The sequence below is a fragment of the Streptomyces sp. BK239 genome (genome assembly GCF_004217285.1).
In the GTDB taxonomy this organism is placed as follows: domain Bacteria; phylum Actinomycetota; class Actinomycetes; order Streptomycetales; family Streptomycetaceae; genus Streptomyces.
This window is the reverse complement of the sequence record NZ_SHKS01000011.1, coordinates 1-23,431: the sequence shown is the minus strand read 5'-3', so window position 1 is coordinate 23,431 and position 23,431 is coordinate 1. Positions and strand designations below refer to the sequence as shown.

Below are 23,431 nucleotides of genomic sequence, written 5' to 3'. Positions count from 1 at the left end.
GCCGGACAGGCTTCTGAGAATTTCTTGAAGCCGCTTTGAACATCGGCAACCGCTTACCCGTACTTCCGACCGAACGCCGGCGCCGCGTTGCACCACCACTCCTGACCCTCGTGAACCCAAGTGAGGCATCCGCATGTCCAGGGCACTTCCGAAGTACAACAAGCGTCGCGTTGCGGTCATCGGCGGCGCCGCCGCGCTGGCGCTGACCGGCGCCGTGGTCGTGAACTCCGCCCTCGCCGGGGAGTCCTCCAAGAACAGCACCGCGAACGCCAACACGCTCGCCTCCGTCGGCACGATCTCCTGCCCGGACGTGGCCTCGCAGCTGCCCGCGATCCCCGCCACCGCCAAGGCCGAGGTCGACCGCAACCTGGCACTGCTGAACACCCAGATCGCCGAGGCCAACAAGCGCCTCGTCGACACCGTCGGCCAGGGCGGCCCCAACTTCGTCAACAACGCCATCCTCGGCCCGCTCAAGGACAAGCGCGTCTCGACGGTCAACCGCATCGCCACCGCGATCGGCCGCACCGCCGCCAAGCCCCAGGGACTGGAAGCCCTCGCGCCCTGCGCGCTGAACGGGGGCGGCGTGAACGCCGGCGGCGCGGCGGGCAACGCCGGGAACCAGGGCAACATGGGGAACAAGGGCAACGCGGGCAACGCGGGCAACAACGGCAACGGCAACGCGGGGAACAACGGCAACGGGAACGCCGGCAACAACGGGAACGGCAACGCCGGGAACAACGGCAACGCGGGCAACGCCGGTGCCGCCGGCACGATCTCCTGCCCGGACGTGGCCTCGCAGCTGCCCGCGATCCCCGCCACCGCCAAGGCCGAGGTCGACCGCAACCTGGCACTGCTCAACACCCAGATCGCCGAGGCCAACAAGCGCCTCGTCGACACCGTCGGCCAGGGCGGCCCCAACTTCGTCAACAACGCCATCCTCGGCCCGCTCAAGGACAAGCGCGTCTCGACGGTCAACCGCATCGCCACCGCGATCGGCCGCACCGCCGCCAAGCCCCAGGGCCTGGAAGCCCTCGCGGCCTGCACGCTCAACAAGTGACCTGACCTGACGGAAGCCGCCCCCCGCCGAGACGTCGGCCAGGGGCGGCTTCCGCCATGTGAACTCCCGGCTTCGCGCGTGGCGTTGCCGGACAGTCATGGGTCATGGGAAAGACCTATGAGCGCATAGACGGCAGGCTGCGTACGTTCATCGAGGAGCAGCCCCTCTTCTTCACCGCGACCGCCCCCCTGTCCGCCGACGGCACGGTCAACCTCTCCCCCAAGGGCCTCAAGGGCTCGTTCGCCGTGCTCGACGAACTCACCGTGGCCTACCTCGACTTCGCGGGCTCCACCGCGGAGACGGTCGCGCATCTGCGGGAGAACGGCCGGATCACCCTGATGTGGTGCGCGTTCCAGGGGCCGCCGAACATCGTGCGCGTGCACGGCCGCGGCGAGCCGGTCTTCCGCGACGACGCCCGCTTCGGCGAACTCCTCGCCCGTTTCCCGGACATCGACGCCACCCGGCACGGCCTGCGCGCGATCGTCGTCGTGCACGCCGAGGTCGTCCGCGACAGCTGCGGATACGCGGTGCCGTACATGACGTACGAAGAGGACCGCGACCTCCACGGCAGACGGTTCGCCCGCGAGGACGACGCCTCGCTCAGCGCGTACTTCGAGAAGAAGCCGCACATCGCCACGAGCCTGGACGACCTCCCCGGACTCCCCCTCCCGTTGCCTCCGTCGCCCCCGTCACCACCGTCGTGGACGGGCGGATGAACACAGCGTGCTCGCGGTCCGTATCTGTGGGCCAAGGGTCAGTACCCACGGAGGAACCGTGACCACGACGATCGCCGGCGGCCGTGCCGCCCGCCGCCAGACGATGCGCCGCATCCGTCCGCGCCGCTCCCCGGCCGTCCCGCTGTTGATCGCCGTATGGGCGGGCGCCGCGGGTGTGCTGTGGCTGTGGTGGAACAACACCCCGTCCATCGCGGACACCAACGGAAAGATCCTCCAGGCGGGCCGGATCACCGGCCTGCTGGCGGGGTACCTCATGGCGCTCGTCGTGCTCCAGATGGCACGCGTGCCGGCTCTGGAGCGGCGGGTCGGCTCGGACCGGGTCGCCCGCTGGCACGCGATGAGCGGCCGCTACACGCTCTGCCTCACCTTCGCGCACGTCTTCCTCATCATGTGGGGGTACGCGCTCCAGGCGGGCAAGTCGCTCGGCGACATCGTGCAGCAGACGGTCGACTCGGTGAACCAGCTGCCCGACATGGGCAAGGCCGCCATCGGCACGGGCCTGCTGCTGGTGATCGGGGTCGTCTCGATCGGCCCCGTGCGCCGCAAGATGCCGTACGACACCTGGTACCACATCCATCTGCTGACGTACGCCGCCGTGTTCCTGACGTTCTGGCACCAGATCACCACCGGCAACGAGTTCGCCGTCGAGCCGACCGCGAAGACCGTCTGGTACGCGCTGTACGGCTCGGTCACCGCGCTCGTCGTCTGGTACCGGATCCTCACCCCGCTCCGGCTGAACCTGCGCCACCGCATGTACGTCGAGGCGGTCATCGAGGAGACGCCCGGCATCGTGTCGGTGCTGATCGGCGGCAACAAGCTGCACCGGATGGGCGCGGAGGCCGGACAGTTCTTCCGCTGGCGGTTCATGGCGCCGGGGATGCGCTTCAGCTCCCACCCGTACTCCCTGTCGGCCCCGCCCCGCCCGGACCTGCTGCGCATCACGGTCAAGGCGATCGGCGACCACAGCGAGGCGCTGCGCGAGCTGACGCCCGGCACCAAGGTGTGGGCCGAGGGCCCCTACGGCGCCATGACGGCGTCCCGCCGCAGCCGCGGCAAGGTGCTGCTGGTGGCCGGCGGCGTCGGCATCACGCCGATGCGGGCGCTGTTCGAGACGCTGCCCGGTGGCGCCGGTGACATCACGCTGCTCTACCGCGCCAACAGCACGCAGGACCTGGCCCTGTGGGACGAGCTGTCGAAGATCGCCGACGAGCGCGGGGCGCGGCTGATGTACGCGGTGAACAGCCCGGACGGGGAGCGCCCCGACATCTCGGCCGAGTCCCTCCAGCGCAAGCTGCCGGACATCGAGGAGCACGACGTCTTCATGTGCGGGCCGAACGGCTTCGCCCAGGGCGTGTACGAGGCACTGCGCGGCGCCGGGGTCCCCGCCCGCCGCATCCACCACGAGTCGTTCGAGATGTGAGCGACGCCAATCCACGGATCCACGGGAAACTACGGGAATCGGGAATCGGGAACCAGGAGCGATGAAGAAAAGCCACCCCATGCGGCGCATTGTGCTCGCCAGCGCCGCCACCGTGTCCGGGATCGTTCTGCTGCTGTCGCTGAAGCCGGACTCCGACCCGGCGGGCGCCGCGGCGAGCGCGGTGCCCCCGCAGTCGTCGGTCCAGGGCGGCGCGCAGGCCGCCGGCACCGGCTCGTTCACCGGTGACGTGCAGCAGACGCAGTACGGGCCGGTGCAGGTCCGGCTGACCGTCGCGGGCGGGAAGATCACCGTCGCGGAGGCCGTGCAGCAGCCCAAGGGCGGGCAGAGCGACCAGATCAACGGCAACGCGGTGCCCAAGCTCAACCAGGCCGTCGTCGCCGCGCAGAGCGCGCAGATCGACGCGGTGTCCGGGGCGACCTTCACCAGCGAGGGCTACAAGAAGTCGCTGCAGTCCGCGATCGACAAGATGAAGGCGAGCGCGGGGTCCGCGCAGGGGTCGGGCGCCGGCGCGGCGGCGCAGGTCTCGGGCACCTTCACCGGTGACGCGGAGGAGACGCAGTACGGGGTGGTGCAGGTCCGTATCACCGTCCAGAACAACAAGATCACCAAGTCGGAGGCCGTGCAGGCGCCCAAGGGCGGGCGGAGCGACCAGATCACCGCTGACGCGGTCCCGAAGCTGGGCCAGGCCGTCGTCGCCGCGCAGAGCCCCAACGTGGACATGGTGTCCGGGGCGACGTACACGAGCACCGGCTACAAGAAGTCCCTCCAGTCGGCGATCGACAAGGCGAACGCGAGCGCGAGCCAGCAGGGGTCGGGGTCGCAGGGTTCGGATTCGTCCCAGGGTTCGGGTTCGTCTCAGGGTTCGGGGTCCGCTTCGGGCTCGGGTTCGCAGGGGGCCGGCAGCGCTCAGGCGTCCGGCACCTTCACGGGCTCCGTGGTGCAGACGCAGTACGGTCCCGTGCAGGTCCGGGTCACCGTCGCGGGCGGCAAGATCACCAAGGCCGAGGCCGTCCAGCAGCCCAAGGGCGGGATGAGCGACCAGATCAACGGCGAGGCGGTGCCCAAGCTCAACCAGGCGGCGGTCGCGTCCGGCGACGGCGACATCGACGCCGTGTCCGGCGCCACCTACACCAGCGGCGGCTACAAGAAGTCCCTGCAGTCCGCCCTCGACCAGGCCGGCGGCTGAGCCGGTGACCGAGTCGGGACAGGCTCCCGCCGTGGTGCGTCACGCGGAGGAGGTCATGGGGACCGTCTTCTCCTTCGACGTCCGCGGCGGGGACCCCGCAGCGGTGCGGGCGGCGCTGGACGAGGCCGTCGCCGGGCTGCACCGGGTGAACGAGGTGTTCAGCACCTACCGCGAGGACAGCCAGGTCTCCCGGATGACGCGCGGGGAGCTGAGCGTCGAGGAGTGCGATCCCGAGGTCGCCGAGGTGCTGGAGCTGGGCGCCGAGGCGGAGCGGGTGAGCGACGGCTGGTTCAGCATGCGCTACGAGGGTCGGCTCGACCCGACGGGGATCGTGAAGGGGTGGGCCGCCGAGCGGGCGGCCCGGCTGATCGCCGGGGCCGGGGTTTCCGGGGTGAGCGTGAACGGCGGCGGGGACGTCCAGTTGCTGGGCATGCCCGGGCCGGAGCGGCCGTGGCGGGTGGGCGTGTCCGATCCGTTGCGGCCCGGCGGGCTGGCGGCGGTGGTCTCGGCGGCGGGAGCGGACGAGCTGGCGGTTGCCACGTCCGGCACGGCGGAGCGGGGGGCGCACATCGTCGACCCGCGTACGGGGCGGTCCGCGGTGACGGATCTCGTCGCCGTGACGGTGGTCGCGCCGCGGCTGACGTGGGCGGACTGCTGGGCGACGGCGGCGTTCGCGATGGGGTCGCGGGAGGGGCTGGCGTGGCTGGAGTCACTGCCGGACGTGGAGGCGCTGCTGATCACCGCGGGCGACGAGGTCCGATGCACAGGGGGCTTGGCCTCACGGCTTGGCTGAGGGCCCCACCCGGACGGCGTTGCCCAGCCGGGCGGGGGTCGCCCAGCCGGACGGGGTGTCCAGCCGGGCGGGGGTGTCCAACCGGGCAGGGTGTCCAGCCGGGCGGAGTTGTCGCTCGGGCCGGGGTGCTACTCCCCCGCGCTGCGGGGTGCCGCTGCGCCCGCCCTCCCCCATCGCTCCAGCGGCACAACCGCCCGCAACTGGGGCGGCGTGTGCCAGCACCGCCGGCCGGCCCCACCTCAGGGGCGCGGGGAACTGCGCGACCAGCCCCCACACACCCGCACCACACCACCGCCCGCAGCCAGGGCGGATGTGCCAGCACCGCCGGCCGGCCCCGCCCCAGGGGCGCGGGGAACTGCGCGACCAGCCCCCCACACACCCGCACCGCACCACACAACCGCCCGCAGCCGGCGAGCCGCGCCTCACTGGCCGTTCTGGGCCAGCCTCAGGAGGTGGTCGGCCAAGGCCTGCCCTCCCGTAGGGTCGCGGCTGATCAGCAGCAGCGTGTCGTCGCCGGCGATCGTGCCGAGGATGTCGTGCAGTTCCGCCTGGTCGATCGCCGAGGCCAGGAACTGGGCCGCGCCGGGCGGGGTGCGCAGGACCACGAGATTCGCGGACGCCTCCGCGGAGATCAGCAGCTCCTGCGAGAGCCGCCGCATCCGCTCCTCCTTCGCCGACCCCCCGAGCGGAGCCCGCGGCGTGCGGAAGCCTCCCTCGCTGGGCACGGCGTAGATGAGGTCGCCGTCGGTGTTGCGGATCTTCACCGCGTTCAGCTCGTCGAGGTCCCGGGAGAGCGTCGCCTGGGTGACGCTCAGCCCGTCGTCGGCGAGGAGCTTCGCCAACTGGCTCTGGGAGCGAACCGGTTGCCGGTTGAGGATGTCCACGATCCGGCGGTGACGGGCGGTGCGGGTCTGCGGTACGGCAGGCCCGTTCGCCCCCGGCTGCTCGTGGTCCTGCGCCTGGCTCATCGTCGTCTCATTCCCCGGATCGTCCGTCCCCGCCCACTGCCTGGAGGATGCCGGGAAGTGCCCCGAGGAAGGCGTCCACCGCGTCGTCGCCGAGGTTCAGCGGCGGCATCAGCCGGACGACGTCGGGGGCGACCGCGTTCACGAGGATTCCGGCCTCCTGAGCCGCCTGCTGCACCTGGGGCGCGAGTGGCTCGGTGAGCACGATACCCAGGAGCAGGCCCGCTCCCCGGACATAATCGATCAACGGGTGGCCGAGTGCGTCGATTCCGTCCCGCAGTCGTTCGCCCTGCCGCTTGACGTTCTCCAGGATCCCCTCGTTCTCGATGGTGTCGAGGACGGCGATCCCGGCGGCGCAGGCGACGGGGTTGCCGCCGAAGGTGGTGCCGTGCTGGCCGGGCCGGAGCAGTTCGGCGGCGCGCCCGAAGGCGACGGTCGCGCCGAGCGGCAGCCCGCCGCCGAGCCCCTTGGCCAGCGTCACGACGTCCGGCAGGACGCCCTCGTGGGCCTGGTACTCGAACCAGTTCCCGGTGCGGCCGACGCCGGTCTGCACCTCGTCCAGGACGAGCAGGGAGCCGGTGGCGGCGGTGATCGCGCGGGCCGCCTTGAGATACCCGGCGGGCGGGACGACGACCCCGTTCTCGCCCTGGATCGGCTCGATGATGACGAGGGCCGTCTCCTCGGTGACGGCCGCCGCCAGCGCCTGCGCGTCGCCGTACGGGACGTGGGTGACGTCTGCGGGCAGCGGAAGGAACGGCTCCTGCTTCGACGGCTGGCCGGTGAGCGCGAGGGCGCCCATGGTGCGGCCGTGGAAGCCGCCTTCGGTGGCGACCATGTGGGTGCGCCCGGTCAGCCGGCCGATCTTGAAGGCGCCCTCGTTGGCCTCGGCCCCGGAGTTGCAGAAGAAGACCTTGCCGTCGCGGCCGAAGTGCCGCAGGAGCCGCTCGGCGAGCGCGACGGGCGGCTCGGCGATGAAGAGGTTGGAGACGTGCCCGAGTGACGCGATCTGCGTACTGACGGCCTCGACGACCGCCGGGTGGGCGTGGCCGAGGGCGTTGACGGCGATGCCGCCGACGAAGTCGAGGTACTCCTTGCCGTCGGCGTCCCACAGCCGGGAGCCCTCGCCGCGGACGAGCGGGATCCTCGGGGCGCCGTAGTTGTTCATGAGCGCGCCCTGCCACCGCGCGGCCAGTTCCTGGTTGCTCATGCCGGCTCCCCCTCTTGTCCGTCGGGCACGACCATCGTGCCGATGCCTTCGTCCGTGAAGATCTCCAGCAGGATCGAGTGCTGGACCCGTCCGTCGATGACCCGGGCGGTGGTGACGCCGCCGCGTACGGCGTGCAGACAGCCCTCCATCTTGGGGACCATGCCGGCGGACAGGTCCGGCAGCAGCTTCTCCAGTTGGGAGGCGGTGAGGCGGCTGATCACCTCGTCGGAGTTCGGCCAGTCCTCGTAGAGGCCCTCGACGTCCGTGAGGACCATGAGGGTCTCGGCCCCCAGTGCCGCAGCGAGTGCCGCAGCCGCCGTATCAGCATTGACGTTGTAGACATGCCCGTCGTCCTCGGAGCGGGCGATCGACGAGACGACCGGGATGCGGCCGTCGGCGAGCAGGGCCTCGATCGCGCCCGTGTCGATCGAGGTGATCTCGCCCACCCGCCCGATGTCGACCAACTCGCCGTCGATCTCGGGCCGGTGCTTGGTGGCGGTGATGGTGTGGGCGTCCTCGCCCGTGAGGCCGACGGCGAGCGGCCCGTGCTCGTTGAGCAGCCCGACCAGCTCGCGCTGCACCTGCCCGGCGAGCACCATCCGTACGACGTCCATGGCGTCCTCGGTGGTGACGCGCAGGCCGGCCTTGAACTCGCTGACGATGCCGTGCTGGTCGAGGGCGGCGCTGATCTGGGGTCCGCCGCCGTGCACGACGACGGGCCTGAGGCCGGCGTGGTGCAGGAAGACGACGTCCTGGGCGAAGGCGGCCTTCAGTTCCTCGTCGACCATGGCGTTGCCGCCGAACTTGATGACGACCGTCTTGCCGTTGTGGCGGACCAGCCACGGCAGCGCCTCGATGAGGATCTGGGCCTTGGGGAGGGCGGTGTGCTTCCGCGTGGGATGGCTCATGACGAATAGGCGCTGTTCTCGTGGACGTAGTCGGCGGTGAGGTCGTTGGTCCAGATGGTGGCGGTCTCCGTGCCGGCGGCGAGGTCGGCGACGATGTGCACCTCGCGGTAGCGCATGTCGACGTTCTCGCGGTCCTCGCCGACGCCGCCGTTCCTGCACACCCAGACGCCGTTGATGGCGACGTTGAGCCGGTCCGGCTCGAAGGCGGCGGACGTCGTGCCGATCGCGGACAGGACGCGGCCCCAGTTGGGGTCCTCGCCGTGGATGGCGCACTTGAGGAGGTTGTTGCGGGCGATGGAGCGGCCCACCTCGACGGCGTCTTCCTCGGTCGCGGCGTTGACCACCTCGACCTTGATGTCCTTGCTGGCGCCCTCGGCGTCGCGGATGAGCTGCTGGCCGAGGTCGTCGCAGACGGCGCGGACGGCCTCCGCGAACTCCTCGTAGCCGGGGGTCACTTCGGCGGCGCCGGAGGCGAGCAGCAGCACGGTGTCGTTGGTGGACATGCAGCCGTCGGAGTCGACGCGGTCGAAGGTGACCTTCGTGGCCGCGCGGAGCGCCTTGTCCAGGGTCGCGCTGTCGAGGTCGGCGTCGGTGGTGAGGACGACGAGCATGGTGGCGAGGCCGGGGGCGAGCATGCCCGCGCCCTTGGCCATGCCGCCGACGGTCCAGCCGTCGCGGCTGACGACGGACGTCTTGTGGACGGTGTCGGTGGTCTTGATGGCGATGGCGGCCTTCTCGCCGCCGTGTTCGCTCAGCGCCCGGGCCGCGGTCTCGACTCCCGGCAGCAGCTTGTCCATCGGGAGCAGGACGCCGATGAGGCCGGTGGAGCACACCGCCACCTCGCCGGCGCCGACGCCGAGCACGTCCGCGGTCTTCTCGGCGGTCGCGTGCGTGTCCTGGAAGCCCTTCGGTCCCGTGCAGGCGTTGGCGCCGCCGGAGTTGAGGACGACGGCGGTCAACTCGCCGCTCTTGAGGACCTGCTCGGACCACAGCACCGGCGCGGCCTTGACGCGGTTGGAGGTGAAGACGCCCGCGGCGGCGCGGCGCGGCCCGGTGTTGACCACGAGGGCCAGGTCCGGGTTGCCGTTCTCCTTGATCCCGGCGGCGACGCCCGCCGCCGTGAATCCCTTGGCTGCCGTGACGCTCAAGGTGCGACTCCGATCGTGGAAAGTCCCGTGTCCTCGGGGAACCCGAGGGCGATGTTCATGCTCTGGACGGCACCGCCCGCGGTGCCCTTGGTGAGGTTGTCGATGGCGCTGACGACGATGATGCGTCCCGCGGCCTCGTCGTACGCGACCTGCACCTGAACGGCGTTGGAACCGTGGACGGACGCCGTCGCGGGCCACTGCCCCTCGGGCAGCAGGTGTACGAAGGGTTCGTCGGCGAAGGCCTTGTCGTAGGCGGCGCGCAGCGACTCGCCGGTGACGCCGGCGACGGCCTTCGCGCTGCACGTGGCGAGGATGCCGCGGGGCATCGGCGCGAGGGTCGGGGTGAAGGAGACGGAGATCCGCTCTCCCGCCGCCGCGCTGAGGTTCTGGATCATTTCCGGGGTGTGCCGGTGGCCGCCGCCGACGCCGTAGGGCGTCATGGAGCCCATGACCTCGCTGCCCAGGAGGTGCGGCTTGGGCGTCTTGCCCGCGCCGGAGGTGCCGGAGGCGGCGACGATCACGGCCTCGGCCTCGGCGAGTCCGGCCGCGTACGCCGGGAAGAGGGCGAGGGAGACTGCGGTGGGGTAGCAGCCGGGGACCGCGATGCGCTTGGACCCCTCCAGCGCGGCGCGGCCCCCCGGCAGTTCGGGGAGGCCGTAGGGCCAGGTCCCGGCGTGCGGGGAGCCGTAGAACCTCTCCCAGTCGGCGGGGTCCTTCAGCCGGAAGTCGGCGCCCATGTCGACGACGAGGACGTCCGGGCCGAGCTGTTCCGCGACGGCGGCGGACTGGCCGTGCGGAAGGGCGAGGAAGACGACGTCGTGGCCGCCGAGGTTCTCGGCGGTGGTCTCCGCCAGGACCCGGTCGGCCAGCGGGAGCAGGTGCGGCTGGAGCGCGCCCAGCTTCTGTCCCGCGTTGGAGTTGCCGGTCAGGGCGCCGATCTCGATCTCGGGGTGCGCGAGGAGCAGACGCAGGACCTCACCGCCCGCATATCCGCTCGCTCCGGCCACTGCCGCACGTACCGTCATGGAATCCTCCTCCAGCAATGGCATGACTATACGTTTCGCTGCACGTTTATGCAATCTTGTTCGCACGGGCATACGCGCCGCCCTGCGGCTGAGCGCTTCACTTGGCGAGTGAGCCGTTGACTTGGCGGGACTACCTGGTGCTGCTGCGGGGGACCGCGGTGCTGGTCGACGTCCGGCCCGGCCACCTGATCAAGGGCGAGCTTCTGGTGAAGTTCGGCACAGCCGAGCACGACGTCGTTCGAACGCATCCGGGCCTCACCGCGCGAGGCCCTCGCACCCGACGGCGGACAGCGTGTCCGCCGCTGACTGATCCCTCCGTCCGCATCAGCGCCCAGCTGGGCTCTCGTATCAGGCGCGTCCGCAGCCCAACGGATCGGCAGCAGCGTTGAAGTCACTACCGCGGCAGCTCGGCCGGTTCACGTGAGGGTCACGTGCATCCCGCCCTCGGTCAGAACTTCGATCACCAGAGCGACCAGGTCATACTGCTCACCTTCTGGCGCCAGGACGCGGGACAGGTGCTCGCGTGCCGTCGCAGCGTCCCGCCAGACCAAGGTCGCGGGAGCGGCATAGCCGAAGTTGCCGCGCAGACAGTCCACGAGGGCGTCCAAGCAGCCGCCGAGGTAGCCGCCCGGCCCGTTGACGGCCTCGCCGAGTGCCAGGTAGAGGCCCGGTTCGTCCGTGATGTGCCGGCCGTCCAGCTCGTACGCGTGTCCGGCCCGATCCTGGTGCTTGAGCCGACAGCCCCGCTCGCGGACGAGATCGAGCCAGGCCCCCCGCTGGCGGGTCTCGAGCCCGACCCAAGCAGCAGGGGCGTCCGGTGGGCCGGCAAGCCAGCGCTCCCATACTGGCCGGGCGTATCCCGGTACCGGTGCGAGGTGTCCGTCGAGTTCCAGATCAATCAGCTCCGTCCCGCGGGAGGACGGCTGCCACGTACGGACTCCGGGGCGCAGCAGCCGGTCGGTGAGCGGTTCGCCCCGGTCGTCCCGTATCTCGAGCCAGACCTCCTCCAGGTCCAGCGTGCGCCGGGTGCCCGTAGCGAGGGCCCGCCGTAGCCGATCGCTCGGGGCAAGCCCCCGCAGGGCGAGAGGAGGTTCCACTTGCTCGGGCGGCAGGACGCGGGCGAACTCCCGGCAGGAACCCAGCCACCGGTACCCGTCGTGCAGCCGGACAGGCCCCCGGTGCCCCTCGGGCGGGCCCGCGTAGTCGTCCAGACCGGTGAGCACAAGACCGTCCGTCCCCGGGTGCTGCCCGAGACTCTCCGCGTCCTCCAGCAGCCAGGCATCGAGCGTCCTGTCCTCAGGCACCAGCCACACCCTGCTACCGACCCAGCCGCGCGGGACCTCAGGTCCATCCGGAAGCCAGCCGAACAGCTCGTACATCCCGCGCCGAGGTTCCCGGAACAATCCCTCCACCTCGGCGCAGACGCCCCAGACGTGGCCGCTTCCTGTGTCCGTCAGCGTGTACCGTCCCTGCCCGAGACGGCCCCTGTCCACATGCACGGTGGGGATCATGCCCAGACCAGGGGTCGTCCGTGAAGCTCTTTTCGAGACCGGTCACGATGGACGGTTCCAGGCCGGATGGAGGCTGAGCGCTCGATCTGGCGGATGGCGCCATCTGAAGCGCTCGGTCACACGCCCCCGGCCGGGGCCGGGGGCGGGCTGGTGGGGCGGGCAGCCGGAGGGGGTCTCCACCAGGTGGCTTCCTACTTCTGCCTGATCCGCAGGAAGGTGATCGAGTTCGCCGGGAAGGTGTAGGTGAACCTGTCGGCGACTCCGGTGAAGGTGGAGGTCGCCGGGGCGACCGGGGTCTGCGTCTCGCTGTTGACCGCGTCCGGCGCGGCGGTCAGCGTGGTCACCCGGGCCGAGGAGCGGACCCGGGCGCCGCCGAGGTCGACGGTCGTGCGGGCGTCGGCGGACTGGGCGTTGACGACCTTGACGATCAGGTCGCCGGTCTTCTCGTCCTCGGTGACGACCTGGCGGAACGGTTCGGCCGGGGAGTCGTCGGTGAAGCGGCCCCACTCCTGGCCGTCGAGGTAGAGGGTGACCTGGCGGCCGCGCACCTTGACGTCGATGTCGTAGGCGCGGCCCGTCTGAACGCTGCCGGCCTTGGAGATCAGGGTGGACTTCCCGCCGTCCACGGCCTGCTCGACGGCGCTCTGGGTGTTGTTCCAGCCGCCCAGGTTCCACCAGTAGTAGTTGCCGGTGTCCTTGACCCCGAAGGCGACGAGGAAGCCCTCCTTGCCGGACTTCTTGGTGGCCTTCACGTGCAGGTCGTAGTCGTGCCAGTTCGGGTCGCCGGCCGAGACCATGGTGTTCTCGGCGGCCGCGTCGCTCTGCACGTACTGGCCGTCCCGCACCGACCAGCTGCCGCCACCGGTGTGCGTCCAGCGGGAGGCGTCACCGGAGAAGTCGTCGGCGAGGAGGGTGGCGCCGTCGGCGCCCGTGACCTTCACGTCGTCGTACGCCGCCGAGGTCGCCCAGGTCGACAGGCCGACGGCGCCGCTGATCGGGCCCTGGGCCGAGGGGGTGCCGGTGGCCGCCGAGGGGACGACGCGGTCGCCCACGTTGTTCATGAACAACTTCTGGACCTCGTAGTTGGCCGAGTTCCAGGAGGCGTGGTTGTTGAACCACACCAGGTCCGGGCGCCACTGCACATAGTCCTCGTTGGCGAACAGCGGTGCGTAGGAGGCGAGTTTGACGATGTCGGCGTTGCGTTCCAGGCCGGTCATGAAGGCGGCTTCGGCGAGGCCGTTCCTGAAGGCGTTGCCCTGGGAGGCGTATTCGCCGAGGAAGACCTTCGGGCCCTTGCGGTCGTAGGAGTCGTAGCGGGCGTTGTTCTGCAGGAACCACCGCGCACTGTTGTAGTAATGCTCGTCGACCATGCCGACCTTGGCGTCGCGGTTGAGCTGCCAGGCCTTGTCGAAGGTCGCGCCGGCGTCGTCCGGGCCGGAGTTGGAGACGACGGTGACGCCCGGGTACCTCGCCTCGATCGCGGCGCGGAACCGCTGGAAGCGGGCGAAGAACTCGACGGGGAGGTTCTCCTCGTTGCCGACCTCGATGTGGGTGAGGTGGAAGGGCTCGGGGTGTCCCATCCGCGCACGCTTCGCGCCCCAGGGCGAGTCGACCGGGCCGTTGGCGAACTCGATGAGGTCCAGGGTGTCCTGGATGTGCCGCGCGAGCAGCGCCTCGTCGTCGACGGCCTTGTTCTGGCCGCAGCCGGTCACCAGGGCCGGTACGACGGGCAGGGGCATCGCGCCGACGTCCTCGGCGAAGCGGAAGTACTCGTAGTAGCCGAGGCCGTAACTCTGGTTGTAGCCCCAGACGTTGGAGTTGACCGCGCGTTCCTCGACCGGTCCGATGGTGTCCTTCCACTGGTAGGAGCGGGCGCGCTGCCAGCCGGAGGCCTCGCTGTAGTCCTGCATGGAGCCGGTGTTGACCAGGCAGCCGCCGGGGAAGCGCACGAAGCCGGGCTTCAGGTCGGCGATCTTCTCGGCGAGGTCCTTGCGCAGCCCGTTGGGCTGGTGCTTGTAGGTGTCGTGCGGGAACAGCGACACCATGTCGAGGGCGGCCGCGGCGGTGGAGGCGACGGTGAGGCGGCCGGTGCTGCTGGTGCGGGTGGCCTGGAACTTCGTCCTGTACTGCGCCCAGCCGCCGGGGCGCACGGTGACGCGGCGGGCGGTGGCGAGGGCGCCGTCGGCATCCCGGAGCGACACCGTCAGGCTCGTGCCCTTCTCGGCGCGGACCCACACCGAGAAGTCGTACCTCTCGCCCTGCTCGATACGGACGCCGGTGTTGTAGCCGGCGTTGGTGACGGATGAACCGGCGCTCAGGGCAAGGTAGTTGCGGTTGTGCTCGTTGAGGCGGCCGGCGTCGTTCACGACCTCGGCGGCGCCGGCGACCGTCCAGGAGGTGAGCGGTGTGTAGGAGCGGTTGTCGACGGTGGAGTACTCGAAGGACCGGTTCTGCACGAGCTCGGCGTACAGGCCGCCGTCGGCGGCGCGGTTGATGTCCTCGAAGAAGACGCCGTACATCGTGTCGTCGATCGTCGCGCCCCGGCGGGTCGGATCGACGGTGATGGTGTAATCGGCGACCGCCTCGGCGTGCGCCGGGGCGGGCAGGAGGGCGGTCGCCGTCAGCAGGGCGGTGGCGGTGAGACCGGTTCTCCAGCGGGCGGTCGTGGTGCTGGGTGACATGGATACTCCGCGGCTCATTCGGGCGTTCGAAATATCGGACTTTGATCAGCACTTCGAACGGCAAGATAGGGAGGTGACTTGAGCGCGTCAATGGGGCGTGCGAGGGCTGATTCAGACGGAGGGTGCACGCGATGGGTGGGTTCCGGCCGGTGCCGGACGTCTTGGAGTACCTCGCCGGGAGCTGGCGGGTGGAGCGCTCGGTGCGCGATGCGGGGAGCGGCGACGAGGGCGGTTTCACCGGCACGACCGTGTTCCGGCCGCTGGACGGCGGCGGACTGCTGGACGCGGAGTCCGGCGTCTTCACCTGGCAGGGCGTGCCTCGTCCCGCCGAGCGGACCCTGCGCTTCCTGCCGGGCCCCGCGCCCGGCACGGCGGACGTCCGGTTCGCCGACGGCCGCCCTTTCCACATCCTGGACCTGACGACCGGCCGGCACACGGCCGACCACCCGTGCTCCGCCGACCTCTACCGCGGCGAGTTCACGGTCCTCGACGCCGACCGCTGGCGAAGCGTGTGGCGGGTGCGCGGCCCGGCCAAGGACCTGGTGCTGACGACCGACTACGTCCGTGAGGGCTGAGGCGCGCCCTCGAAGCGCAGGTTCCAGCGGCCGTGGCGCCCGGTGACGGTGGTCGTCGACAGCGGGCGCACGTCGATGTTCCAGTACGACGACGGCGGCGCCTTCAGCGCGTACACCAGGGCGGCCCGGATGACGCTGGGCTCGGCCACGGCGACGATCCGGCCGCCGTCCTCCAACGGCCGGGTGTCGAGCCAGCCGCCCACCCGGGAGATGAACGCGAGCAGCGACTCACCGCCGTGCGGCGCGGACCACGGGTCGGCCAGCCAGGCGTCCACGGCCTGCGGCTCCCGGGCCATCGCCTCGCCCAGGGTGAACCCCCGCCACCGCCCCATGTCACAGTCCCTCAGGGCGAGTTGGACGAGGGGGGCGTATCCGAGGGCGTCCCCGGTGGCCCGGCTGCGCGGGGTCGGCGAACAGTAGCGCAGCTCGGCCGCCGCGAGCGGCAGCAGATCGCCTACGACGCGCTGCACCTCGCCCCAGGCCGCCTGGTCCAGCGGCCGGTCGTCCTCGAAGCGCTCCGCCAGCATCGGCGAGCTGCGCGCGGCGGCGACGAACGTGACCCGGAGTGCCATGCGGCGATGGTGGGACCACCGGGTAGGCGGGTCAAGGGGTGCCGAGGGAGAACTTCTCGAATATCAGCGCCATCCACCGGCCGGGGTCCTCCAGCGCCTCGAAGCCGACCTTCTCGTACACCCCGTGCGCGTCCTGCGTGGCCAGCAGCATCCGGCGCAGCCCGTAGGGCAGCAGATGATCGCGTACGGCGGCGACGAGCGAGGTGCCGATGCCCTTCCCCCGGACCGCCGGATCCACGTACACGTCGCACAGCCAGGCGAACGTGGCCCGGTCCGTCACCACCCGGGCGTAGGCGACCTGCTCCCCGGACGCCACGTCGTACACCCCGAAGTTGAGGGACCCGGCGATCGCCCGGTCCTGCTTCTCGCGCTCACGTCCGAGCGCCCAGTAGGCGTCGGTGGACAGCCACCGGTGGACGCGCTCGGCGTCGAGGCGACCGGGGTCGGTGGAGAGCTCGTAGCCTGCGGCGAGGGCGGGGGTGTCGTTCATGCCCGGACCCTCACAGATCGCGGCTGTGCTGTCGAACGGATTCCATGAGCGCCTCGTCGCACGCCTGCCGCAGCCGGCGGGCGCCCTCCTCGATCTCCTCGGTCCCCGCGACCGCCGCGAAGCTGAGCCGGACGTGCGGGGCGGGGGGTTCGGCGCTGAAGTAGGGGCGGCCGGGGGCGAGGGCGACGCCGGCGCGCAGGGCGGCCGCCGTGAACGCAGCCTCTCCCCCGGAGCCGGGGAGGCGGACCCACAGGTGGTAGCCGCCGGACGGGACGTGCGGCAGCTCCAGTTCGGGCAGGCGCAGCGCGAGGGCCGCCGTCATCGTGTCGCGTCGCGTCCTCAACTCGGCGGCGATGGAGCGCAGATGGCGGGGCCAGGCCGGTGAGCCGACGAGTTCGAGCGCGGCCTCCTGGAGGGGCCGGGGCACGAAGAAGGCGTCCACGACCTGGATGGCGCGCAGCCGTTCCAGGGCCGGGCCGCGGGCGGCCAGCGCGCTGACCCGGAAGCTGGGCGAGGTCGCCTTGGTGAGCGAGCCGACGTGGACGACGACGCCGTCCGGGTCGTCGGCGGCCAGCGGTCGGGGCAGCGGTCCGGCGTCCTCGTGTGCGAGCCGTCGCACGAAGTCGTCCTCGACGACGAACGCGCCCGCCTCCCGGGCGATGCGCAGCACCTCGCCTCGCCGGGCGGGGGCGAGGACCGCGCCGGTGGGGTTCTGGAACAGCGGCTGGCAGACGAACACCCGGGCGCCGGTCGCGCGGAAGGCGTCGCTGAGCAGGTGCGGTTTCACCCCGTCCCGGTCGACCGGGACGGGGACCGGGCGCAGTCCGGCGGAGCGGGCGATGGCCAGCATGCCGGGGTAGGTGGGCGACTCCACGAGCACCGGCGCGCCGGGCGGGGCCAGGGCGCGCAGGGCGGTGGTGAGCGCCGCCTGGCCGCCTGCGGCGACCAGCACCTCGGCCGCGGTGACCGTCCCGCCGATGGTGCGGGCGAACCACTCGCGCAGCTCCGGCAGCCCTTCCAGGGGCGGCCGCCCCCACGCGCCGGGCCGCCGTCCGGCCCGTGCCAGGGCCGCGGACATGGCGCGCTCCGGCTGGAGGGAGGGGTGCAGATAGCCGCCGTTGAACTCGATCACGCCGGGTGGCGGGGCGGCCAGCGAGACGGTGACTCCGGAGGCGTCCACCGAGCGGGGCACGAGGTCGGCGGCGCCGTCGGCGCTCAGCGCGACCTCCTGCCAGGAGGTGTCGCCGGCCGAGGGCGCGGTCGTACGCCGTGGGCCGGCGCGGAAGGCGCCGGCTCCGGGGCGGGTCACCACCAGACCCTCGGCGGCAAGTTGGGCCAGGGCGCGCGAGACGGTCACCGGGCTCACCCGGAAGCGTTCCATCAGGGCCCGGCTCGACGGGAGCTTTCCACCGGGAGAGTAGCGGTCCAGTTCCTGTCGCAGCTGGTTCGCCAGTTCACTCACACTGCTACGCTCTTGCATGAAGACACAGAGTAGCGCTACCGCCGTTCCCGCGATAGCAGTGACCGCTCCCCGGGGCCGGAACCTCGGCACCCTTCAGGCCGCTCTCGGGGTGGTCGCCTTCTCGCTGACCTTCCCTGCGACCGCCTGGGGGCTGGAGGGCTTCGGCCCCTGGTCGCTGACCGCCGTGCGCAGCGTCCTCGCCGCGCTGATCGCGGGCGGCGCACTGCTGGCGCTGCGGGTGCCGCTGCCCGCCCGGCGGCACTGGCCGGGGCTCGCGGTCGTCGCCGCCGGGGTCGTCGTCGGGTTCCCGCTGCTCACCACGCTCGCTCTGCAGACCTCGACCACCGCGCACGCGGCCGTCGTGGTCGGGCTGCTGCCGCTGACCACGGCCCTGTTCTCCGCCCTGCGCGTCGGCTCACGCCCCTCCCGCACCTTCTGGGCGGCGGCACTGGCCGGGGCGTGCGCGGTGGCTGCGTTCACCGTGCAGCAGAGCGGCGGCGCGCTGAGCTCGGCCGACCTGTATCTCTTCGGGGCGCTGCTGGTGTGCGCGGCCGGCTACACCGAGGGCGGCCGGCTGGCCCGGGTCATGCCGGGCTGGCAGGTCATCGGCTGGGCGCTGACGTTCTGCCTGCCGCTCAGCGCGCCGGCCGCCGCCGTCGCCCTCGCCTTCGAGCCGGCGCACCTGACGGCGCACAGCGTGGCCGGGCTGCTGTGGGTCGCGGCGGGCTCGCAGTTCCTCGGTCTGGTCGTCTGGTACCGGGGCATGGCCGCCGTCGGAATCCCCAAGGCCAGCCAGTTGCAGTTGGCACAGCCCCTGCTCACACTGGTGTGGTCGGTGCTGCTTCTGGGCGAACGGCTGACCCCGGCCGCCCCGCTGACGGCCGCGGCCGTCCTCGTCTGCATCGCCGTCACCCAGCGGGCGCGCGGTTGACGGGCGCGCACGCGCCGGCTCCGGGGCAGCGCCGTGCGCCGCACAAGCGCAACGCGCCGCCCACACGGTGAGGAGGCCCCACAGATGCGTGCAACCACGGGCGACCGGCTGATCCAGCACGGCAGGGTGGTCGGCCAACACGACAAGGTCGGCGAGATCGTCGAGGTGCTGGGCCAGGAGGGCAATCCCCCGTACCGCGTCCGCTTCGAGGACGGGCACGAGGGTGTGTGCTCCCCCGGGCCGGACACCGAGATCCGCCACAAGGTCCAGGAACAGATGTAGGCGTCCTAGGGCGTGTTTCGAAAGTCCCGTCTGGCTCGCGACGCCTGGCACGCGCGCTCGCCGCGTTGTCGGGATCGCCCTCGTACGCCCAGTACGAGGGCGACCCTCCGCCTTGCGATCGCACGCTCCCCCACGCTCGAACCGAACTCGCGCGGGAGGGGCCCCATCGCCGCCGCGAGCCCCGCCCTCCGGGCGGCCGACGCTGCTTTCGAAACACGCCCTAGCGCGGGGGTTTCGCCGGCTGTCCGTAGTGGTCGGCGATCACCCGTGCCATCGCCCCGATCCGGTCCGTGCGCACGTCCTTGGCGGCGAAGAACACATGGCCGCGGACCTCCGGGTGCTTCTTGGCCAGGGCCAGGTGGCGGGACAGCTCGTTCTGCTTCTGCCAGGCCGCGGCCTGTGCGGAGTCCCCCGCCCGGTACAGCGCCTCCCCCAGGTAGAGCCTGGTCCGGCTGCCCCGCGCGACCTGCGCCCACCAGGGCACGAGCTTGGCGTAGTCGGCGGCGCTCATGCCGATGTGCCAGTACAGCTGCGGCACGATGTAGTCGATCCAGCCCTGGCGCACCCACTTGCGGGTGTCGGCGTAGACGGCGTCGTACGACTGCAGCGCGCTCGTGTCCGAGCCGCGGGAGTCGGTGGAGGCGTTGCGCCACACGCCGAACGGGCTGACGCCGAACTGCGTGCCGGGGCGGACGGCCTTGATGCGGGCCGCCGTCTCACGCACCAGCTTGTCGATGTTGTCGCGCCGCCAGGCGGCCCGGGTGGAGAAGGCCGAGCCGTGGCGGTCGTAGGCGTCGTCGTCGTCGAAGGTCTGCCCGGCCACCGGGTAGGGGTAGAAGTAGTCGTCGAAGTGCACCGCGTCCACGGGGTACTTCTTCACCGCGTCGAGCATCGCGTTCTGCACGAAGGCGCGGACGGCAGGCAGACCGGGGTTGTAGTACAGCTTCCCGCCGTACCGCACGACCCAGTCGGGGTGCTTGCGCGCGGGGTGGGAGGCGACGAGCCGGGAGGGGTCGGCGTGGGTGGCGACCCGGTAGGGGTTGAACCAGGCGTGCAGTTCGAGCCCGCGGGCGTGGGCCTCCTTCACGGCGGTGCCGAGCGGGTCCCAGCCGGGCGACCTGCCCTGCACGCCGGTGAGGACCTGCGACCACGGCTCGTACGGCGAGGGCCACAGGGCGTCCGCCGTGGGCCGCACCTGGAACATCACGGTGTTCAGGCGCTTGCGGACGGCGAGGTCCAGCCAGCCGATCAGCTCGGCCCGCTGCTGGGCCGCGGTCAGTCCCGCACGGGACGGCCAGTCGCGGTTGGCGACGGTCGCGAGCCACATGCCCCGCATCTCCCGCGTCGCCCGCAGGTCGCCGCCACCGCCGCCCTGCCCATGGCCGCCGCTCCCGTGGCCGGCAGGCCGCGGCGCGTTCGCCCCCGCCCCGGCCGTCGCCGCTCCGGTCGTGAACGCCGAGACCGTCGAGAACGCCGCCAGCGCGAACGCCCGCCGAGTCAGTCGCCCCATCGCGCACATCCCCACACACGCCGTGGATCCGTGCGGTCACGGATCGTCATCCGGGCACAGCATGCCCCCACCCCGACGATCGATCATCGATACTTGCTAGTAACGTGCACGATCGGAGCAGAGCCGTCCGAGATCCGGAAGGCTCCCCCGGACGTCGATCAAGCGCTTCGAGCCAGCGCGGGAAAGGGACGATGTGACAGGCATCCCAGCGGGAGACATTTCACGCGTCGGAGTGGTGGGCTGCGGCCAGATGGGGGCGGGCATCGCCGAGGTCTGCGCCCGCGCCGGACTCGACGTCATGGTCGCCGAGACCACCGGCGAGGCCCTGGAGATCGGCCGTACCCGGCTGTACAACTCCCTGGCCAAGGCCGCCGACCGCGGCAAGATCACCGCGGAGGAGCGGGACGCCACGCAGGCGCGTCTGGCCTTCACCACGGACCTCGGCGAGTTCGCCGACCGTGACCTGGTGATCGAGGCCGTGGTCGAGAACGAGGGGGTCAAGACCGAGATCTTCCAGGTGCTGGACCAGGTCGTGACCCGCCCGGACGCGATCCTCGCCTCCAACACCTCCTCCATCCCGCTGGTGAAGCTGGCGGTCGCCACCTCGCGGCCCGACCACGTGGTCGGCATCCACTTCTTCAACCCGGCCCCGGTCCAGCAGCTCGTCGAGCTGATCCCGGCGCTGACCACCTCCGAGGGCACGCTCGGCAGGGCGCAGCTGTTCGCCGAGAAGCTGCTCGGCAAGCACTCCATCCGCGCCCAGGACCGCTCCGGCTTCGTGGTCAACGCGCTGCTGATCCCCTACCTGCTCTCCGCGATCCGGATGTTCGAGACGGGCATCGCCAGCCGCGAGGACATCGACAACGGCATGGAGATGGGCTGCGCCCACCCGATGGGCCCGCTGAAGCTGTCCGACCTGATCGGCCTGGACACGGTCGCCTCGGTCGCGCAGAGCATGTACGAGGAGTACAAGGAGCCGCTGTACGCCGCTCCCCCGCTGCTGCAGCGCATGGTGGACGCCGGCCGCCTGGGCCGCAAGACCGGCTCGGGCTTCTACACCTACGCCTGAGGCCGGCCGGCCCGGGTCAGCCGAGCCTGCGGTGGTGGAGCAGCATCAACGCGGCCGCCATGTTGGCGGCCGGCACCTCCCCCCGGGCGACCAGGTCGGGGACGCGTTCCAGCGGAACCCACTCCCGGCGGTCCGACTCGAAGTCGTCCACGGGGGGTCCCGCGTACTCGCCCCGGTCCGCCCAATAGATGTGGTGGACGGCGTCGGTGAGGCCGTTGGAGGGTTCCACGCTCATGAGGTGGTGCAGGGGGCCGGGCCGCCAGCCGGTCTCCTCCTCCAGCTCCCGGGCCGCCGCGCGGGCGACGTCCTCGCCCTCCTCCACGACGCCTGCGGCGAGTTCGTAGCCCCAGCTGTCGGTGATGAAGCGGTGGCGCCACAACAACAGGGCCTCGTCCGCCTCGTTGACGATCGTCGCCACGGCGACCGGCCGCAGCCGGATGAGGAAGTGGTCGAGGTGCCGGCCGTCCGGCAGTTCGACATCGGCCAGATTGACGCTGAACCAGCGGTTCTCATAGACGGTTCGTTCGTTCTGCTTCGCCCACTGCACGGTTCTGCCGCCTTCCGTCGGGTAAGGGGCAATATCGCAGCAGGCGCCGTGCCGAGCCGATCCGGAGTCAGGCCACATCGTGCTAGTGTCCTGCGCCAGAGATCCGTCGGCAGAAGCGGGCGAGGGGGTCGAGGATCTCTTCGGCAGTCTTGGTCCAGATGAACGGCTTGGGGTCCTCGTTCCAGTTCTTGACCCAGGCGCGGATGTCGGCCTCGAGGGTCTGCACGTTTTTGTGGGCGCCGCGGCGGATCTTCTGGTCGGCCAGGAAGCCGAACCACCGCTCGACCTGGTTGATCCAGGAGGAGCCGGTCGGGGTGAAGTGCATGTGGAAGCGTGGGTGCTTGGCCAGCCAGGTCCTGATCGCGGGCGTCTTGTGGGTGCCGTAGTTGTCGCAGATCAGGTGGACCGCCAGGTGCGCGGGCACTTCTTTGTCGATCCGGATCAGGAACTTTTTGAACTCCGCTGCCCGGTGCCGGCGGTGCAGGGCACTGATGACCTCGCCGGTGGCGACGTCGAACGCGGCGAACAAGGTGGTCAGCCCGTTGCGGACGTAGTCGTGGGTGCGCCGCTCCGGCATGCCCGGCATTATCGGCAGCACCGGCTGGGACCGGTCCAGGGCCTGGATCTGCGACTTCTCGTCCACCGACAGCACCACCGCACCCTCGGGCGGGTTGAAGTACAGCCCGACGACGTCGTAGACCTTCTCCACGAACAGCGGGTCCGTCGACAGCTTGAAAGTGTCCGTCAGATGCGGCTTGAGCTGGAACTTCCGCCAGATCCGGCCGACGGTCGACTTCGACAGGCCGCTGTGCTCCGCCATCGATTTGCGCGACCAGTGGGTGGCGTTCTTCGGGATCTCCTCCAGCGTCGTGACCACGACCGCTTCCACCTGATCCACGCTGATGGTGGGCGGCCGGCCCGGCCGGGGCTCGTCGACCAGGCCGTCCAGCCGCTCCGCCAGGAACCGGCGCCGCCACTTGCGGACGGTGTCGGCGGCCACCCGCAACTCGCGGGCGACCACGACGATCGGTGGCACCTCCGAACCCGCACACGCCAGCACGATCCGCGCGCGCAGAGCCAGCGCCTGGGCCGACGACGCCCGCCGCGTCCACCGCTCCAACACCGCCCGCTCGTCATCAGACAGCAGCAACGGCTCCAGCTTCGGGCCCCGACGAGGAACTGACGCACCAACAGCAGAAGTCACACAACTACTAACGATCAACTACTGGCGCAGGACACTAGGGTCCGTCTTCAAACGGATCTTGCCCAGAGCAGGAATGACGCGAGACTGACCGCTGCTTCGTATGAGGTGGCGGTCTTGTCGTATCTGGTGG

At 71.2% G+C, this 23,431-nt stretch carries 22 protein-coding genes; 9 read left to right on the top strand and 13 right to left on the bottom strand.

Annotation, left to right across the window (positions count from 1 at the left end; all coding sequences use genetic code 11):
- Nucleotides 1-133: 133 nt before the first annotated feature.
- The 5 genes from EV567_RS26315 to EV567_RS26295 all read left to right on the top strand — a co-directional run bounded on the left by EV567_RS26315 (nucleotide 134) and on the right by EV567_RS26295 (nucleotide 5,214).
- On the top strand, nucleotides 134-1,057 hold the full coding sequence (locus EV567_RS26315; RefSeq protein ID WP_130444374.1) for a hypothetical protein: 924 nt from the start codon (nucleotides 134-136) through the stop codon (nucleotides 1,055-1,057).
- A gap of 104 nt (nucleotides 1,058-1,161) precedes the next feature.
- Nucleotides 1,162-1,773 (top strand): pyridoxamine 5'-phosphate oxidase family protein, encoded by a 612-nt coding sequence (locus EV567_RS26310; protein WP_130444372.1) that lies wholly within the window; start codon nucleotides 1,162-1,164, stop codon nucleotides 1,771-1,773.
- A gap of 58 nt (nucleotides 1,774-1,831) precedes the next feature.
- On the top strand, nucleotides 1,832-3,214 hold the full coding sequence (locus tag EV567_RS26305; RefSeq protein ID WP_165430492.1) for a ferric reductase-like transmembrane domain-containing protein: 1,383 nt from the start codon (nucleotides 1,832-1,834) through the stop codon (nucleotides 3,212-3,214).
- 79 nt (nucleotides 3,215-3,293) lie between these two features.
- The gene (locus tag EV567_RS26300; RefSeq protein WP_347400510.1) at nucleotides 3,294-4,421 is read left to right on the top strand and encodes an FMN-binding protein; all 1,128 of its coding nucleotides are present in this window, start codon (nucleotides 3,294-3,296) and stop codon (nucleotides 4,419-4,421) included.
- 55 nt (nucleotides 4,422-4,476) lie between these two features.
- A complete protein-coding gene (locus EV567_RS26295; RefSeq protein ID WP_130444660.1) occupies nucleotides 4,477-5,214 on the top strand; it encodes an FAD:protein FMN transferase in 738 nt (245 codons plus the stop codon).
- Nucleotides 5,215-5,636: 422 nt separating this feature from the next.
- Here the strand turns inward: EV567_RS26295 and EV567_RS26290 are convergent, their stop codons facing one another.
- The 7 genes from EV567_RS26290 to EV567_RS26260 form a co-directional block, all read right to left on the bottom strand.
- A complete protein-coding gene (locus EV567_RS26290) occupies nucleotides 5,637-6,182 on the bottom strand; it encodes an arginine repressor (protein ID WP_130444368.1) in 546 nt (181 codons plus the stop codon).
- A 7-nt stretch (nucleotides 6,183-6,189) separates the two neighbouring features.
- Complete coding sequence (locus tag EV567_RS26285) at nucleotides 6,190-7,386, bottom strand: acetylornithine transaminase (RefSeq protein WP_130444366.1); 1,197 nt, start codon at nucleotides 7,384-7,386, stop codon at nucleotides 6,190-6,192.
- The gene (gene argB, locus EV567_RS26280; protein WP_130444364.1) at nucleotides 7,383-8,294 is read right to left on the bottom strand and encodes an acetylglutamate kinase; all 912 of its coding nucleotides are present in this window, start codon (nucleotides 8,292-8,294) and stop codon (nucleotides 7,383-7,385) included. Before argB ends, EV567_RS26285 begins: the two co-directional genes overlap by 4 nt.
- Nucleotides 8,291-9,442: a bifunctional glutamate N-acetyltransferase/amino-acid acetyltransferase ArgJ gene (gene argJ, locus EV567_RS26275; RefSeq protein ID WP_130444362.1), complete on the bottom strand. Its 1,152-nt coding sequence runs from the start codon at nucleotides 9,440-9,442 to the stop codon at nucleotides 8,291-8,293. The genes argB and argJ overlap by 4 nt, the downstream gene beginning before the upstream one ends.
- Complete coding sequence (gene argC, locus EV567_RS26270; protein ID WP_130444360.1) at nucleotides 9,439-10,467, bottom strand: N-acetyl-gamma-glutamyl-phosphate reductase; 1,029 nt, start codon at nucleotides 10,465-10,467, stop codon at nucleotides 9,439-9,441. Before argC ends, argJ begins: the two co-directional genes overlap by 4 nt.
- Nucleotides 10,468-10,883: 416 nt before the next feature.
- Complete coding sequence (locus EV567_RS26265; RefSeq protein WP_130444358.1) at nucleotides 10,884-11,978, bottom strand: barstar family protein; 1,095 nt, start codon at nucleotides 11,976-11,978, stop codon at nucleotides 10,884-10,886.
- Between the two features lie 191 nt (nucleotides 11,979-12,169).
- Nucleotides 12,170-14,659, bottom strand: coding sequence for an alpha-L-arabinofuranosidase C-terminal domain-containing protein (locus EV567_RS26260; RefSeq protein WP_130444356.1), 2,490 nt, complete (start codon nucleotides 14,657-14,659; stop codon nucleotides 12,170-12,172).
- 131 nt (nucleotides 14,660-14,790) lie between these two features.
- Between EV567_RS26260 and EV567_RS26255 the strand changes: the two genes are divergently transcribed.
- Nucleotides 14,791-15,234, top strand: a complete 444-nt coding sequence (locus EV567_RS26255; protein WP_130444354.1) for a DUF6314 family protein — start codon at nucleotides 14,791-14,793, stop codon at nucleotides 15,232-15,234.
- Here the strand turns inward: EV567_RS26255 and EV567_RS26250 are convergent.
- The 3 genes from EV567_RS26250 to EV567_RS26240 are packed head-to-tail and all read right to left on the bottom strand — an operon-like array spanning nucleotide 15,216 to nucleotide 17,776.
- A complete protein-coding gene (locus EV567_RS26250; RefSeq protein WP_130444352.1) occupies nucleotides 15,216-15,806 on the bottom strand; it encodes a histidine phosphatase family protein in 591 nt (196 codons plus the stop codon). The genes EV567_RS26255 and EV567_RS26250 overlap by 19 nt on opposite strands.
- A gap of 31 nt (nucleotides 15,807-15,837) precedes the next feature.
- Nucleotides 15,838-16,296, bottom strand: coding sequence for a GNAT family N-acetyltransferase (locus EV567_RS26245; RefSeq protein ID WP_130444350.1), 459 nt, complete (start codon nucleotides 16,294-16,296; stop codon nucleotides 15,838-15,840).
- Nucleotides 16,297-16,306: 10 nt separating this feature from the next.
- Nucleotides 16,307-17,776, bottom strand: a complete 1,470-nt coding sequence (locus EV567_RS26240) for a PLP-dependent aminotransferase family protein (RefSeq protein ID WP_207228857.1) — start codon at nucleotides 17,774-17,776, stop codon at nucleotides 16,307-16,309.
- Here EV567_RS26240 and EV567_RS26235 point away from each other — a divergent pair.
- Both EV567_RS26235 and EV567_RS26230 read left to right on the top strand, forming a co-directional pair.
- Nucleotides 17,775-18,689: a DMT family transporter gene (locus EV567_RS26235; RefSeq protein WP_130444348.1), complete on the top strand. Its 915-nt coding sequence runs from the start codon at nucleotides 17,775-17,777 to the stop codon at nucleotides 18,687-18,689. The genes EV567_RS26240 and EV567_RS26235 overlap by 2 nt on opposite strands.
- Before the next feature lie 84 nt (nucleotides 18,690-18,773).
- Nucleotides 18,774-18,971 (top strand): DUF1918 domain-containing protein, encoded by a 198-nt coding sequence (locus EV567_RS26230; protein WP_130444346.1) that lies wholly within the window; start codon nucleotides 18,774-18,776, stop codon nucleotides 18,969-18,971.
- Nucleotides 18,972-19,191: 220 nt separating this feature from the next.
- Here EV567_RS26230 and EV567_RS26225 read toward each other — a convergent pair whose 3' ends face one another.
- Nucleotides 19,192-20,481: a glycoside hydrolase family 10 protein gene (locus EV567_RS26225; RefSeq protein ID WP_130444344.1), complete on the bottom strand. Its 1,290-nt coding sequence runs from the start codon at nucleotides 20,479-20,481 to the stop codon at nucleotides 19,192-19,194.
- A 193-nt stretch (nucleotides 20,482-20,674) separates the two neighbouring features.
- Here EV567_RS26225 and EV567_RS26220 point away from each other — a divergent pair, with 193 nt between their 5' ends.
- Entirely contained in the window at nucleotides 20,675-21,550 is an 876-nt protein-coding gene (locus EV567_RS26220; RefSeq protein WP_130444342.1) for a 3-hydroxybutyryl-CoA dehydrogenase, read from the top strand.
- 16 nt (nucleotides 21,551-21,566) lie between these two features.
- Here EV567_RS26220 and EV567_RS26215 read toward each other — a convergent pair whose 3' ends face one another.
- Both EV567_RS26215 and EV567_RS26210 read right to left on the bottom strand, forming a co-directional pair.
- Nucleotides 21,567-22,097, bottom strand: coding sequence for an NUDIX hydrolase (locus EV567_RS26215; protein ID WP_130444340.1), 531 nt, complete (start codon nucleotides 22,095-22,097; stop codon nucleotides 21,567-21,569).
- An 82-nt stretch (nucleotides 22,098-22,179) separates the two neighbouring features.
- Nucleotides 22,180-23,301 carry an IS630 family transposase gene (locus tag EV567_RS26210; protein WP_130444338.1) on the bottom strand — a complete coding sequence of 374 codons (1,122 nt, stop codon included), beginning with the start codon at nucleotides 23,299-23,301 and terminating at the stop codon, nucleotides 22,180-22,182.
- Nucleotides 23,302-23,431 lie beyond the last annotated feature (130 nt).

Bases quoted from the DNA above. Each gene is read 5' to 3' on its own strand.
- EV567_RS26300 (WP_347400510.1), top strand. From the start codon at position 3,294: ATGCGGCGCATTGTGCTCGCCAGCGCCGCCACCGTGTCCGGGATCGTT.
- EV567_RS26265 (WP_130444358.1), bottom strand. From the start codon at position 11,978: ATGATCCCCACCGTGCATGTGGACAGGGGCCGTCTCGGGCAGGGACGG.
- EV567_RS26235 (WP_130444348.1), top strand. From the start codon at position 17,775: ATGAAGACACAGAGTAGCGCTACCGCCGTTCCCGCGATAGCAGTGACC.
- EV567_RS26245 (WP_130444350.1), bottom strand. From the start codon at position 16,296: ATGAACGACACCCCCGCCCTCGCCGCAGGCTACGAGCTCTCCACCGAC.
- EV567_RS26290 (WP_130444368.1), bottom strand. From the start codon at position 6,182: ATGAGCCAGGCGCAGGACCACGAGCAGCCGGGGGCGAACGGGCCTGCC.
- argB (WP_130444364.1), bottom strand. From the start codon at position 8,294: ATGAGCCATCCCACGCGGAAGCACACCGCCCTCCCCAAGGCCCAGATC.
- EV567_RS26230 (WP_130444346.1), top strand. From the start codon at position 18,774: ATGCGTGCAACCACGGGCGACCGGCTGATCCAGCACGGCAGGGTGGTC.
- EV567_RS26315 (WP_130444374.1), top strand. From the start codon at position 134: ATGTCCAGGGCACTTCCGAAGTACAACAAGCGTCGCGTTGCGGTCATC.
- EV567_RS26310 (WP_130444372.1), top strand. From the start codon at position 1,162: ATGGGAAAGACCTATGAGCGCATAGACGGCAGGCTGCGTACGTTCATC.
- EV567_RS26240 (WP_207228857.1), bottom strand. From the start codon at position 17,776: ATGCAAGAGCGTAGCAGTGTGAGTGAACTGGCGAACCAGCTGCGACAG.
- EV567_RS26250 (WP_130444352.1), bottom strand. From the start codon at position 15,806: ATGGCACTCCGGGTCACGTTCGTCGCCGCCGCGCGCAGCTCGCCGATG.
- EV567_RS26285 (WP_130444366.1), bottom strand. From the start codon at position 7,386: ATGAGCAACCAGGAACTGGCCGCGCGGTGGCAGGGCGCGCTCATGAAC.
- EV567_RS26225 (WP_130444344.1), bottom strand. From the start codon at position 20,481: ATGGGGCGACTGACTCGGCGGGCGTTCGCGCTGGCGGCGTTCTCGACG.
- argC (WP_130444360.1), bottom strand. From the start codon at position 10,467: ATGACGGTACGTGCGGCAGTGGCCGGAGCGAGCGGATATGCGGGCGGT.
- EV567_RS26255 (WP_130444354.1), top strand. From the start codon at position 14,791: ATGGGTGGGTTCCGGCCGGTGCCGGACGTCTTGGAGTACCTCGCCGGG.
- EV567_RS26260 (WP_130444356.1), bottom strand. From the start codon at position 14,659: ATGTCACCCAGCACCACGACCGCCCGCTGGAGAACCGGTCTCACCGCC.
- EV567_RS26295 (WP_130444660.1), top strand. From the start codon at position 4,477: ATGGGGACCGTCTTCTCCTTCGACGTCCGCGGCGGGGACCCCGCAGCG.